Source organism: Pseudomonas grimontii (genome assembly GCF_007858185.1).
GTDB lineage: Bacteria > Pseudomonadota > Gammaproteobacteria > Pseudomonadales > Pseudomonadaceae > Aquipseudomonas > Aquipseudomonas grimontii.
In genome coordinates, this window is sequence record NZ_VFES01000008.1 from 75,863 (window position 1) to 88,256 (window position 12,394).

Below are 12,394 nucleotides of genomic sequence, written 5' to 3' on the forward strand. Positions count from 1 at the left end.
TTGCCGGGTTGATCGTCGCTTTCTGCTGTACGCAATGATCATTCTATAAAAATAAAAAGGGTGAAATCATGTACTACAAAAATTGCGGCCCGCTCGTGTGGCCGGCGTTACTGTGTTTTTGTACGCCAGGCTTGGCATGGGCTGAGGAATCCGATTTTTTCAAAGATTCGACCGCTACACTTCAGGCCAGAAACTACTACTTTCAACGTAACTATTTAGATATTCGCGGGGCCGAGAAACCCAAGGCAGAAGAGTGGGCTCAAGGCTTCATTCTTAATTTCAAATCAGGTTATACCCCAGGCGCGGTCGGCTTTGGTATTGATGCGATTGCCACTCTGGGCCTCAAGCTTGATAGTGGCCCTGGACGGGTAGGGACGGGCTTGCTGCCTATTAAGGATAGCGGGGCTCCTGCCGACGATTACAGTCGCGTAGGGCCAACCTTAAAAGCCAGGTTTTCTAAAACCGAACTGAGGCTGGGTGAACTTCAACCAGACATTCCCGTCTTGCCCTTCAGCGATATTCGTTTGCTTCCACCTTCCTATCAGGGGGCCTCCTTTTCGAGCAGCGAACTTACTGGGCTGACCCTTCAAGGCGGGCGAATCAAATCGACTAGTCTACGAAATGAAGCCGGTGACGAAAAGTTGATCGCGATGTTGGGCTATATTCCGCAACGCACAGCGTCCAGTGATGCCTTCAATTATATGGGCGGTGACTATAGTTTTAATGAGTCACGTACCACTGTCAGTGGTTGGTACGCCCAACTGGAGGACATTTACCGACAGAGTTATGTTGGCATTAAGCATAAGCAGTTAGTAGGGCGTTGGTCGGTGACCGGTACGTTGGCACAGTATGATGCTGTGGAAGATGGTGATCATTTAATAGGGGCGGTCGATAATCGGGCTTTGTATGGCACCCTTGGGGTGGCAAGGTCCGGGCATGCTGTGACCGTAGGGTACCAAAGAATGTACGGTAACACCGCGTTCCCCCGGGTGTTCGCCAATATAGCGCCCTTGGCCAATGAACTACCTACTTATGACTTCTCATCACAAAACGAAGTGTCTTATCAGGTGCGTTACGACTATGACTTCGCTGCGGCGGGTGTATCGGGCCTCCTATTTTCGACTAGATACGTTGTGGGGAACAATGTTGAGACAGGGCGCGGCTATGAGGGTAAGGATAGCGAACGCGATATCGATATGTCTTATGTTTTCCAGAGCGGGCCTGTCAAGGGATTGGGTATCAGGCTTCGCGATGCCGTAGCGCGGTCTAATTACAGAACTGATATTGACGAGTATCGCGTCGTTCTCAGTTATACCTGGAAGCTGCTATAGCCTTGCGCTCTTACCAACCCTGCGCGCCAATGGCCAAATATGTCGTCCGTCAATTGATCTTAATCTGTTCATCTGCGTGCTGATCGTGGGCTATTGCTACCTCAGTCGCTCATAGCGTTGGCGCTGATTGAAAACTGATCAGCCTTTACTGGGTCAGTTTTCGGTCAGCGGCAACACCATCGGAACAGCTCGCGTCCATGTGGTAGCGGGACACCATTGGTGCGTGGATAGCCGGCACGCGCCGGCAAGTCTCTTGTTTCAATTACACATCGCTATACCAACCGGGCTAACCCGATTCAGGAGCGGAACCTCAACCTGGAACTAAGACTATTGCGTCAAGGACAGCCGGCCACCCCCGTCGTCAGGGGGAGGCGTGGATTGAGACAGGGGGGCTGTGAGAGCGGGGATTGGAAGAAAGGGGCCAAAGGCCTGGCGTTAGCCAGTCAACTCGAGAATACCCAACATGTAGGTGCGATCCACGACATGCTTGCGAGTACTCGCCTGGAATTTTCCAAAGAGGTTTTTCAAGTGCCATTTCACGGTTTCTCCAGCGACATTCAACGCCTGGGCAATCTGCTTGTTCGACAGGTTGCGAGCGAGCAGTTGCAAGACCGCTCGCTCCTTGGGTGTGAGCAGGCGGCTGGGTGAAGCAGAGCTTGGAGGGGGCTCCGGGCGCACAACCGGACCTGAGTGAAGCGAGGCCTGCATGGCCGGCCTGGTCGTTTCGCTTGCGATCTTTTGCAACCACTTGACCAGTGCGGGATGGGTGTTCTGAACAATGCGCTGCAGTCTATGTCACGCTCGTTGGCGTAGTAGTGGTGCAATTGGGGACACCAGGCAGCGTCGATTTTTTCGTTACGTGAAGGGTGTAGTGGTCTAATTTCCCCGGACACCCCGATAGGTGGAAAATACACCTATTGAGGAGTTCTCCATGACCGACAAACGCAAAGTATTCGACGACAGCTTCAAGCTGGAAGTTGTAAAGATGATCAAGGACCAGGGCCTGAGTGTTTCACAGGTTTGTCGTGATCTTGATATTGGTGATACGGCCGTTCGACGCTGGGTACAACAGTATGAGGCCGAGAAGTTGGGGCAAGCCGGGATCGGCAAGCCGCTGACCTCTGAGCAACAGCGTATTCGCCAGTTGGAGCAAGAAAACCGTCAGCTCAAGATGGATAACGATGTATTAAAAAAAGCCACCGCCTTCTTTGCCCGCGAGCTGAAGTAACGTACCGCTTGGTTCGCCAGCTGCAACAGAAGGCTTGTTCGGTGGCGTATGTGTGCCGTTTGTTGGGGGTTAGTCGATCCGGCTTCTACGAGGCCAACAAGCGCGCTGGGGCTCCTGCATCGATCTGCCCCGTTGCTCTGCAACTCAAGGCGTCGTTTGCTGAAAGTGGCGGCTGTTATGGCAGTCGCCCATTGCGTAAAGCGTTACGCGCAAAGGGTATGCAAGTAGGCATTTACAAGATTCGCCGCATGATGCGCGTCAACGGCCTGCGTTCGGCCTGGAAGCGTAAATTTGTGCACACCACCGACAGCAAACATGACCTGCCGATTGCTGAAAATGTATTGAACCGCCAATTTGAACCCGAGGCGGCGAACAAGGCCTGGGTAGCAGACATTACCTACATCCGAACCCGCAGTGGCTGGTTGTATCTGGCTGTGGTGCTGGACTTGTTCTCACGCAAGGTAGTGGGCAGGTCAATGGCGCCGAACATGCCCGCTGAACTGGTGTGCAGTGCAATGCAGCTGGCGGTTGCTCAACGTCAACCGCCACCCGGCTTGATCGCCCACTCGGATCGCGGCAGCCAGTACGCGAGTGCGAGCTACAGAGCGCTACTGGCAAGAAGTGACATGCAGCAAAGCATGAGCCGTAAAGGTAACTGCTGGGATACGCAGTGATGGAGCGCTTCTTTCTGAGCTTGAAAATGGAGCGGGTATGGCGACGTGATTACGCCAACCATGCCGAGGCGATACGCGACATCACTGAGTACATCGTTGGGTTTACAACAACGAACGGCTGCACTCGAAACTGGGATATCTGCCACCGACCGTTTACGAACGGGCGATGGCGTCAAAATCACCTATCGAGGTGTCCGGAATTAGTTGACCACTACAGGGTGCGGGTTCCTCCCTGCTTGCCCGGTGACTCCGCATTTAGCGGAATTCCCGGCCTTCATTGAAAAACTTTCCCTCGCCTGAATAGGTAAGCACTTGCTGGAAGCCTCACATGGACGTTCGCTTACGGCTGAGCAGGTCGCCGCAGGCTCGATGAAGCCGCAGGGCTGCGGCATTCATCGGTACTGGCGGCGGAATTAATCAAGGCACTGGCGATTCTGTGGGGGGCGGTATCGAACCTGACCTTGGTCTTTGCAATGCCGCTGCTTACCTGGGCCTGTTCGTTCCAGTGCTGGTTGGCTGGCTTTGGTTACGCCAGGCGTTAGTTGCAGGGCGGAGGCAAGGCACGATGGCGGGACATCAAACTTTTAATATTGTTCTGATAATAGAATTAAATACTGTATAAAGAATAATGCAGGATAAATTGCCTGCCTATTCACGCCCTATAAAAACAAAAACGGTAACCAACATGTCATTTCTGAAAGGCTTCTCAATCGGCGCCAAGCTCCTCGTGCTGCCCGGGTTATTTGTGCTCGCTCTACTGGTTGTCTCGGGTCTGGCCTACCGCGGGCTGGCTAAGCAACAAGCGGTAATCGAGGAAATCGACCAGTTGCGTTTCCAGCAATATCGGCAAGTGTTAGAAACCTCGGCCGCCTCGCAGGCGGCGATGGTCGGCGCATATGCCACAGGCGCGCGCATCCTTGAATCCAGTGGGCAAGCTTCCGCGGAAGACCTTGAGTCATATCTTGAAGATATGCAGGCCAGTGTTGACGACATGCGTGCCGGGCTGGACAAGGTGGCTCGTGAAACTCGCCTGGGCGAAGAGGAGAGAGCGCTCTATCAAGCGGTGCAGGAGCAGGCCGCAGTGGTCGGCGAGGGGCTTGCCGAATTCAAGCGCACTGCTTTGAGTGACCAGATACAGGCTGCCTCGCTGCTGGGTCGGGTGCGTGCCGACAACAATGGCCTGCAAGGTCAATTCAACCGGCTGTTGGGCCTACAAGCCGAGCTGACCTCTGGCGCCTTCGCTGAGGCGGGCGCAACACAACAGCAGGTCTCACGGATGCTCGTCGCGGTGCTGCTGGGTGGCAGCTTACTGGCTGTGTTAGTCAGTCTTTTGTTGCGTGCGCAAATCATCCGGCCCATTCGGGAAATCGAGAGGGCTTCGATCGAGTTGCGCGATGGCGACCTGACCCGACGCGTGCGGGTCATGGGTCGAGACGAGATTGCCCACACGGCTCAGGCATTCAACGAACTCATTGATAGCTTCCAGCAGGCAATGCGCAAGGTAGCCGGAGTCGCGGCATCGGTCGGCGCCTCGGCAGAGGAGCTGGTGGGCGCTTCGGCGCGTGTGGCGCAAAGCTCTACGGCGCAGGCCGGTGCGGTGGGCGCGGTGTCGATGACCATCGAGCAGATGAGCGACGGGATTGCGGCAATCTCCAGTCATGCTGAAAGCCTGCGCAGCTGCGCCGAAGCCAGTTTGCGCGGTGCGCAGGATGGACACTTGGCCTTGTCGCGACTGCTCGAGAAAATCGACAGCGTGCGCCATGCATTCTCCGCCATCCGTGGCTCGGTGGGCGATTTTGTCGAAAGCACTACTGCGATCACCGCCAGCATCGGTCAGGTCAAGGACCTTTCCGCGCAGACCAGCATGCTGGCGCTCAATGCGGCGATCGAGGCGGCACGGGCTGGCGAGAGTGGACGCGGCTTCAGCGTGGTGGCGGACGAAGTGCGTAATCTGGCACAACGCTCTGCGCTGGCAGCCAACTCGATCAACCAGTTGACGGTAAAGCTCGAGAGCCAGTCCGAGGTGGTCGACGAAGCCCTGCGCGCCGGCACGGTGGCATTGGACGACAGCGGCCGACTGCTGAGTGAGTTGGAAAGTACCCTGCAACAGGCAGCGGAACTGGTCGGCGACTCCACGCGTGGGGTGGACCGGATTGCCGATGCGGTGAGCGTGCAGAACGAGGGTGGGCGGGGCATCGTTGCCAACGTCGAGCACATCGCACGCATGGCCGGCGAGGGCGATGCGATCACTCATCAGGTGTCCGGAGCTGTGGTGTCTTTGCGCGAACTGTCCGATGAGCTGAATGTAGCAGTGGGACGTTTTCGCTACGAGGCCTGATTTGCTTGAGACTTCGGTGTCCTGAATATCAGCAGCAGGGGTATGACTCCAATGGATAACCACATCAGCAGCTTGAAGTCATCCAGGTAGGCCACCCAGCTGGCCTGCACAGTGATCATGCCATCCAGCGCCGCACGCCCGCCGGCGGTTAATGGATTGAGTTGGTTGTTTACAGGCCAGGCATCGAACAGGCGGTTGAACGGCGTAACGTATGCGCCGATTTCGGCATGATTGATCTGAGTGTTTTGAGCCAGCAGCACCGTAACGATCGAGATGCCAACGCTTGAGCCGACATTGCGTGACAGGTTGTACAGACCAGTGGCTTCGCCACGCAAATGCGGCGCTAGGGTGGTAAAGGCGATGGTGGTCAGTGGGACGAACAACAGACCCAGGCTCGCGCCCTGAATAAAGCCGACGTACACGATGGTGTTGATGGACACTGCCGGCGTCCAGCCGGTCATCATGTACATCGACCAGGCGGACAGCAACAAACCGCAAAACAGTATCCAGCGAATATCCACTTTGCCGATGATCTTCCCGGCAAGGAACATGCTAAGCATGGTCCCCAGTCCGCGTGGCCCCATGACCATGCCGGCGGTGAGCACCGGGTAACCCATCAGGGTTTGCAGGTAGGGTGTCATCAGCGCCAATGACGCTAAATAGGTAATGCCGATGATGAAGATAAACACGACCGCCACCGAGTAATTGCGGTCCTTGAACAGTTTCAGACTGATAAAGGGCTTGTCGTGGGTGAAGGTGTGGACGATGAAAATGTACGAAGCGATGGCGGCCACCAGCGCCTCCAGGATGATTTCTCCTGAATCGAACCAGCCCAGCTGTTCACCGCGGTCGAGGAACAATTGAATCGACAGGATCGCCACGCTGAGCGAGCCAAAGCCTAGCCAGTCCAAACGGGCGGTTCTGTCGGCCGGGGTTTCCTGAATGAAGCGCATCATGCCGACAAAGGCCAGCAATCCGATAGGCAAGTTGATGAAGAACACCCAGCGCCAGCTGAGGTGTTCTGTTAGCCAGCCGCCGATCATCGGACCCAGCACCGGACCAACCATCACCGACACGCCGAACAAGGCCACTGCCGAGCCACGGTCTTTCTGCGGGTAAATATCCAGCAGAATGCCTTGCGATAACGGCACCAATGCTGCCCCTGCCAGCCCTTGCAGTAAACGGAACAGGATGATTTCTTCCAGGGACCGGGCAATGCCACAGAGCACCGACGCCAATACAAAACCGAAGATCGATCACAGCAATACGCGCTTGCGACCGAAGCGTCGGGCAAGGAATGCCGAGGGCGGCGTCATGATGGCGGTGGCGACGATGTAGGAAGTCAGTACCCAGTTAATCTGGTCGGCACTGGCCGACACACTGCCCTGCATATAGGGTAGGGCGACGTTGGCGATGGTGGTGTCCAAGGCTTGCATGACCACTGCCAGCACCACACACAGCGTAATCAGTACTCGTAGCGGCGAAGGTGGCAGCGGCCCAGTTACTTCACTCATGATGGCGGGCGAGCAGGTTGGCCAGCGGTTTCGGCAGACCACGGGCGGTTCCGGTATCGATCTCTACCAAGGCACTCATGCCGTGGCGCAGCGCGGGTTTGCCTACGGCATCGTCGATACGGATCTTCACCGGAATACGCTGCACAACCTTCACCCAATTGCCCGTGGTGTTCTGTGCCGGCAGTAGCGAAAAGCTGGAGCTGGAAGCCGGGCTGATGCTTTCCACGGTGCCGTGCCAGGTCACGCCGGGATAAGTGTCTACCTCAATGGTTGCGTCCTGGCCGACGTGAGCGTTGGTCAGCTCGGTTTCTTTCGGCGAGGCAGCCACTCATAGGTGTTCGCTGGACACCAGGCTAAAGCCTGATTGTGGGGGTTGCAGGTAGGCGCCCACTTGCAACGAGTCCACGTTGGTCACCACGCCGTCGAACGGGGCGGTCACCACCGAGTTACGCAGGTTGCGTTCGGCTTCATTGAGCGCTGCTTGTGCTTGTAAGTAGGAGGGATGTTGCTCGAGAGGCCTGTCCAGCCGTCCTCCCAGTTGGGCTAATGCCGCAGCAGCCTGGGACTTGGCTACCAAAACCTGCTGGCGGGTATTGTCGAGGTCCTGATGGGCGTCGTCGTAGATTGTCTTGGAGACGGCGGCAACGCTGACAAGTTTTTCCAGCCGTTGGAAATTGGTCTGGTAGTAGGGCAGCCTGGCTTCAGCCTGGGCGATTTCGGCCAGTGACTGGTTGTAGCTGGCCTTGAGGTAAAGGATCTGGTTGCGCGCGCCTTCCAGTTGCGCGCTGGCACTGGCCAAGGCGATTTCAAAGGGTTCTGGCTTCAAGCGAAATAACACTTGGCCCTTGCTCACGACTTGGTTGTCACTGACCTCAATGGCCGCCACGATCCCGGCCACATCGGTCGAAACGCCCACCCGTTCGGCCTGAACGTAGGCGTTGTCGGTACTGACCACTTGGCCACCCAACACATACCAGGCGCCACAGGCCACGACGACAATCGGCGCCAGCAAAAACAGGCCGACGCGCCAGCGTTGCCGTGGAGCGCCGGAGGATTCTGGCCCATGACGATCAAGGGTGGGAGCTTCAGGCGCCTGCGCTTCAGGTTTCGCCAGTGGGTCGAGTGGACGGGCTTCTGCCTGCACCGCATGACGCTGCAATGTGGACTCAGCCATGCGTCACCTCGTCTGCCGCGCAGTTAGTGGGCTCATCCACCGGCTGGCTGCAAGCCGTCAGCAAGTGTTCACGCATGCGTTCGAGGTACTGCAGCAATTGATCGTGCTCCTGAACGGAAAAGTCGGCCATGGTTTCCACTCGAGTCTGCTCGCCAATGGTGCGCATGAATTGCAGCAGCGGATGGGCATCCGGAGTGAGAAATAACAGGGAAACACGGCGATCGGTGGCGTGGTTGCGACGTTCGATCAGACCGCGCTCCTGCATTTTGTCCAGCAAGCGCACCAGCGTGACCGACTCGATTTCAAGCAAGTCGGCCAGACCCTTCTGGTGAATGCCTTCATGCGTGGACAGTTTGGCCAGAACTTGCCATTGAGAGCGCGTGAGACCGGCTGCGCGGGCCCATTGTTCGAAGCGTTTACGCATCAAACGGGCAACGTCATGGAGGACAAAGCCGAGGATGGATTGGGTCATCGTCAACGCACCTGAAGTGAATGAGCATGCTCATGGTGATCAGGCTTATAGGTTTTCTGCTGATCCTTTTCAAGGAAAAATGGGCATTAAAGTTAAGAATGTTCATATTCAGCGATTTATTTGGCTGATAATCCGTTTTGTTGAGCAGTGTTCGGAGTATTTCTGGGTTCTAGATAGGTTTTTATGAGTATGAACATAAATCATTAAAATGTTTACTTATGGTTGCCATCACAGCATTGTACCGCTACCGTTAGCGTTGATTGCATTGCAAACAAAAGCCCAAAAACACAACAACAATGAGGCAAACCGATGACGACCCCTGGCTGGTGGGCCATGGCGCTTTCCGAGGCTGTGAATGATCAAAAGCCATTGGCCGTGGCCTTTGGTGGCGAGGAACTGGTCCTGTTCCGCAACGCAGCCGGGCAGGCTTTTGCTCTGGAAGACCGTTGTCCACATCGGCGGGTGCCGTTGGCTCTGGGACGAGTTGTCGAGTCTGGTTTGCAATGTGGTTACCACGGCTGGACCTTCGATGGTGCCAGTGGCGGTTGTACAAAAATTCCCAACCTTAATGATGATGAGCGCGTACCGCCACGCTATGCCGTGCGGGCCGTTCAGGTGAGCGAAGCCAATGGCTTCGTCCATGTGTGGTTGGGTGAGGGCGCATCGCAAGGGGAGCTCCCCAGCAGCGATTACCGGCCAAGCGGTCGCGAATTTACCGGTTCCACCGTCGTCAACATGAGTCACGACCAGTATCTGGCGGCGATGCTCGACGGCCCGGAATGCTTGCTCGGCTTTACCCATGTGCGCCTCACCGATTTCTTCCTTGGCGATCTACGCAGAGAGCAGGGCCGCGTGGTTCTGGAGCGCGGTGCGGTATGGTCCACACAATTTCTGCCATCGCAGTTTGTGGTGGACTACCCCTTGATTGTGCGCACCGCAGTACCCCTGAGCGGCGGCAGTATTCGGATGGATTTGCTCAACGAAGAAGAAATGCCGCTCGTTACCCTGATGATCGCAACCGGGGCCAACCGCCGTGGCACCACCAGCCTGTGCTGGCGAGGATTCGTGACTGAGCACGTGCCGGCCAAGGCACCGTTGCGTTGGCGTATTGCCCGTGCATTCAGCAGGTCGCCGTTCCGGGTGAACCACTTGATTGACGGCGTAGCCGTCGCGGCCCTGCTGCAAGCCCCATCCCGCGACCTGCGTGCCTTTCGCCGACCGCATCTGATTCCCGCAAGCGCGATCGTCTGAGCACAGGAGAACTCACCATGCATTCCGTGCCTTCCTCTACCGATACTCCGTCGCGCAAAGTGCGGGGTGACTGGACACCGATCAACTATGACCTGCGTGACACCTGGTTTCCGGTCTCCCATAGTCGCGACCTCAGTGCCCAGCCAATTCGTCGAATCATTCATGCCCAACCCTATTACCTGTGGCGGGAAAACGGGCAGCCGAGAGCAGCTGAATTCCATCCCTATCGTCTGCGTGAAAATACGTGCGTGCTGACGGCATTCACTGGCGGCAGCGGGTTTTATCCGCTGGTCGAGCGTTACGGCTACATTTGGGTCTGGTACGGCAACCCGGATGCCGCCGATACATTGCTGCTGCCGCATATCCCGTTCCTGCCGCAAGACGGCAGTCTTCCTGGCTACACCCAGCGCACCGTGCGATTCGATGCGACCTCTGCGCTCTCTGTAGAAAACCTGATTGACCTGACCCACGCCGATTTCCTGCATGCCAATACCATCGGCGACGGCATCAGCGAGTCGGACGAGGTCGAGGTGCAATGGACCTCTGAAACGGTGACCCGCACCCGTACAGTCGCACAAAAATCAGTGGCGCCGATCATGCGTTGGGTCGGCGGGGTGCGCGCCAAGTACCAGGATTTTCGCGCGGTGCTGCACATCCATTTGCGCAGTAATGTGTGCATCTCCTACCCGCGATTTCGTCCCGGTTATGACGTTCCTAACTTGCAACCGTTCTTGCCGGTGGGCAAGCATCGCTCGCGCTGTGACGTCACGTTCAATACCACCGCTGCACCGTCACCGTTTCGCTACGTGATGCCGCGCATCAACTACATCATCCAGCCCCAGGACAACTCGGTGGTGCGTCCGCAAAATCAGCGCTATTTCGAGACCGATGAGCGACGTGACCTGCATTCGCGTTTCGATACCCCAGGTACTCGTTATCGCTACCAGATGGAACAACTGGTCGAACGCCAGCGCGCCGGTCAGTTCGCCTACGGCAGCGATGCTGAACCCGGACGCGATATCAGCACGTTGTTGGGCATGAAAGACTGACCCCATCACGCAAGGAGTACGGCTATGGATCTGGGCATTGGCGGGCGCATGGCGGTGGTATGCGCGTCTTCACGAGGGCTTGGCAAAGCCTGTGCGCTGGCATTGGCGCAGGAGGGTTGCGAGATACTGATCAACGGCCGCAATGCCGAGACCCTGGCGCAAACCGCGCAGGACATTTTTCTCGGCACTGGCCGGCTGCCCCGCACGGTGGTGGCGGATCTGTCCACCTCTGCCGGGCGTGCGACATTGTTGGCCGCGTGCCCGGTAGTCGACATTCTGGTGACCAACAACGGCGGCCCAGAGCCGGGTCGTCTGGAGGATTGGGATCACGCGGCCTGGATGGCGGCCATTGAGGCCAACATGCTCTCAGGCATTCTGCTTATCCAGGCTGTGATCGGCGGTATGCGGGCGCGAGGTTTCGGCCGCATCGTCAATATCACCTCGGCGATGGTCAAGTCACCGCGTTTGCCGTTGGGTTTGTCCACCGCTGCACGTGCCGGGCTGACCGCTTTTTGCAAAGCTCTGTCGGTCGAAGTGGCACGGGACAATGTAACGATCAACAATCTGCTGCCGGAGCGCATTGAGACGGACCGTCTGCGCTTTATGACCGAGCAGCTGGCGGGGCTTCGCCAGCTCAGTTTTGAGCAAGCACGGGTGGAAATGCTCAAGCCGATAGCGGCGCGACGATTTGGCCAGCCGAGCGAATTGGCAGCCGCCTGCGCATTTCTCTGTTCGGCGCAAGCCGGCTATATCACCGGGCAAAATTTGCAGATCGACGGCGGCAGTTATGCTGGATTGATTTAGCTTCCCCGGCGTTCCTTCCAGTCGGCGGGCAGCACTTCGCTGGCGTCGAAATCCAACTCCACTTCAACCCCATTGGGGTCCTGCATGAACAGCTGCCACGTGCGATCGGCGCCGGGAGCACGGATCACCTTGAATCGCACGCCGTGCTCATCCAGGTGCGTCCACATTTTCTGCAAGCCCTGGGCATGAAACGCCATATGGTCGAGCACGCCACGTCGCGGCTCCGGCATTTGTGATACGCCCACCACATGCAGTACGGGCTGTTGCCGGGCGTACAGCCAGAAGCCGGGAACCGGGAAGGGCGGGCGTGGCCCGTCGACCAGACCCAGTACCTCCACGTAGAAATCCCGTGTCGCCTCCAGTTGGTTGGTGACGATGGTGAAGTGGTCCATGCGCAGGATCATCGCAACGCCCCTGATCGGCTTTTAGTGATATTTAGACGAATTGTTATTTGCTGTTCATATTCCTGCTTATGATTCTATATTCGGAATACTAATCTATCTATGGAATTTATCATTGATCGCTTAGGGTAACGCCATGGATTCGTTCTGCAGCTCTG

At 56.9% G+C, this 12,394-nt stretch carries 12 protein-coding genes and 2 pseudogenes; 8 read left to right on the top strand and 6 right to left on the bottom strand.

What is annotated here, in order from left to right; genetic code table 11:
* Positions 1-68 precede the first annotated feature (68 nt).
* A complete protein-coding gene (locus FIV39_RS14260) occupies positions 69-1,331 on the top strand; it encodes an OprD family porin (RefSeq protein WP_090406400.1) in 1,263 nt (420 codons plus the stop codon).
* Positions 1,332-1,766: 435 nt separating this feature from the next.
* Here the strand turns inward: FIV39_RS14260 and FIV39_RS14265 are convergent, their stop codons facing one another.
* Positions 1,767-2,039: a response regulator transcription factor gene (locus FIV39_RS14265; RefSeq protein ID WP_081997921.1), complete on the bottom strand. Its 273-nt coding sequence runs from the start codon at positions 2,037-2,039 to the stop codon at positions 1,767-1,769.
* 223 nt (positions 2,040-2,262) lie between these two features.
* Here FIV39_RS14265 and FIV39_RS14270 point away from each other — a divergent pair.
* The 3 genes and pseudogenes from FIV39_RS14270 (at position 2,263) to FIV39_RS14280 (ending at position 5,571) form a co-directional block, all read left to right on the top strand.
* Positions 2,263-3,441 (top strand): annotated as a pseudogene (locus FIV39_RS14270) (IS3 family transposase).
* A 228-nt stretch (positions 3,442-3,669) separates the two neighbouring features.
* The gene (locus tag FIV39_RS14275; RefSeq protein ID WP_076961359.1) at positions 3,670-3,855 is read left to right on the top strand and encodes an acyl-CoA dehydrogenase C-terminal domain-containing protein; all 186 of its coding nucleotides are present in this window, start codon (positions 3,670-3,672) and stop codon (positions 3,853-3,855) included.
* A 63-nt stretch (positions 3,856-3,918) separates the two neighbouring features.
* Positions 3,919-5,571, top strand: a complete 1,653-nt coding sequence (locus FIV39_RS14280; protein WP_020300852.1) for a methyl-accepting chemotaxis protein — start codon at positions 3,919-3,921, stop codon at positions 5,569-5,571.
* Here FIV39_RS14280 and FIV39_RS14285 read toward each other — a convergent pair.
* The 4 genes and pseudogenes from FIV39_RS14285 to FIV39_RS14295 all read right to left on the bottom strand — a co-directional run bounded on the left by FIV39_RS14285 (position 5,559) and on the right by FIV39_RS14295 (position 8,731).
* Positions 5,559-7,085, bottom strand: a pseudogene (locus tag FIV39_RS14285) (DHA2 family efflux MFS transporter permease subunit). The gene FIV39_RS14280 and the pseudogene FIV39_RS14285 overlap by 13 nt on opposite strands.
* Positions 7,078-7,413, bottom strand: a complete 336-nt coding sequence (locus FIV39_RS33425; RefSeq protein ID WP_244176373.1) for an HlyD family secretion protein — start codon at positions 7,411-7,413, stop codon at positions 7,078-7,080. Before FIV39_RS33425 ends, FIV39_RS14285 begins: the two are co-directional and overlap by 8 nt.
* Entirely contained in the window at positions 7,414-8,259 is an 846-nt protein-coding gene (locus tag FIV39_RS14290; RefSeq protein WP_244176371.1) for an HlyD family secretion protein, read from the bottom strand. It lies immediately after the preceding gene.
* Complete coding sequence (locus tag FIV39_RS14295) at positions 8,252-8,731, bottom strand: MarR family winged helix-turn-helix transcriptional regulator (protein WP_090406397.1); 480 nt, start codon at positions 8,729-8,731, stop codon at positions 8,252-8,254. The genes FIV39_RS14290 and FIV39_RS14295 overlap by 8 nt, the downstream gene beginning before the upstream one ends.
* Here FIV39_RS14295 and FIV39_RS14300 point away from each other — a divergent pair.
* The 4 genes from FIV39_RS14300 (at position 8,718) to FIV39_RS14315 (ending at position 11,835) form a co-directional block, all read left to right on the top strand.
* Positions 8,718-8,918 carry a hypothetical protein gene (locus tag FIV39_RS14300; RefSeq protein WP_128706716.1) on the top strand — a complete coding sequence of 67 codons (201 nt, stop codon included), beginning with the start codon at positions 8,718-8,720 and terminating at the stop codon, positions 8,916-8,918. The two genes, FIV39_RS14295 and FIV39_RS14300, sit on opposite strands and share 14 nt — an antisense overlap.
* Positions 8,919-9,040: 122 nt before the next feature.
* Entirely contained in the window at positions 9,041-9,982 is a 942-nt protein-coding gene (locus FIV39_RS14305) for a Rieske 2Fe-2S domain-containing protein (protein ID WP_090406394.1), read from the top strand.
* Positions 9,983-9,999: 17 nt separating this feature from the next.
* Positions 10,000-11,031: an aromatic ring-hydroxylating dioxygenase subunit alpha gene (locus FIV39_RS14310; RefSeq protein WP_020300846.1), complete on the top strand. Its 1,032-nt coding sequence runs from the start codon at positions 10,000-10,002 to the stop codon at positions 11,029-11,031.
* A 24-nt stretch (positions 11,032-11,055) separates the two neighbouring features.
* Positions 11,056-11,835 carry an SDR family oxidoreductase gene (locus FIV39_RS14315; protein ID WP_020300845.1) on the top strand — a complete coding sequence of 260 codons (780 nt, stop codon included), beginning with the start codon at positions 11,056-11,058 and terminating at the stop codon, positions 11,833-11,835.
* Here FIV39_RS14315 and FIV39_RS14320 read toward each other — a convergent pair.
* Positions 11,832-12,239: a VOC family protein gene (locus FIV39_RS14320; RefSeq protein WP_020300844.1), complete on the bottom strand. Its 408-nt coding sequence runs from the start codon at positions 12,237-12,239 to the stop codon at positions 11,832-11,834. The genes FIV39_RS14315 and FIV39_RS14320 overlap by 4 nt on opposite strands.
* Positions 12,240-12,394: the final 155 nt, after the last annotated feature.

Coding starts and splice junctions, on each gene's coding strand:
- FIV39_RS14260 (WP_090406400.1), top strand. CDS start 69: ATGTACTACAAAAATTGCGGCCCGCTCGTGTGGCCGGCGTTACTGTGT.
- FIV39_RS14265 (WP_081997921.1), bottom strand. CDS start 2,039: ATGCAGGCCTCGCTTCACTCAGGTCCGGTTGTGCGCCCGGAGCCCCCT.
- FIV39_RS14280 (WP_020300852.1), top strand. CDS start 3,919: ATGTCATTTCTGAAAGGCTTCTCAATCGGCGCCAAGCTCCTCGTGCTG.
- FIV39_RS14290 (WP_244176371.1), bottom strand. CDS start 8,259: ATGGCTGAGTCCACATTGCAGCGTCATGCGGTGCAGGCAGAAGCCCGT.
- FIV39_RS14300 (WP_128706716.1), top strand. CDS start 8,718: ATGGATTGGGTCATCGTCAACGCACCTGAAGTGAATGAGCATGCTCAT.
- FIV39_RS14295 (WP_090406397.1), bottom strand. CDS start 8,731: ATGACCCAATCCATCCTCGGCTTTGTCCTCCATGACGTTGCCCGTTTG.
- FIV39_RS14305 (WP_090406394.1), top strand. CDS start 9,041: ATGACGACCCCTGGCTGGTGGGCCATGGCGCTTTCCGAGGCTGTGAAT.
- FIV39_RS14310 (WP_020300846.1), top strand. CDS start 10,000: ATGCATTCCGTGCCTTCCTCTACCGATACTCCGTCGCGCAAAGTGCGG.
- FIV39_RS14315 (WP_020300845.1), top strand. CDS start 11,056: ATGGATCTGGGCATTGGCGGGCGCATGGCGGTGGTATGCGCGTCTTCA.
- FIV39_RS14320 (WP_020300844.1), bottom strand. CDS start 12,239: ATGATCCTGCGCATGGACCACTTCACCATCGTCACCAACCAACTGGAG.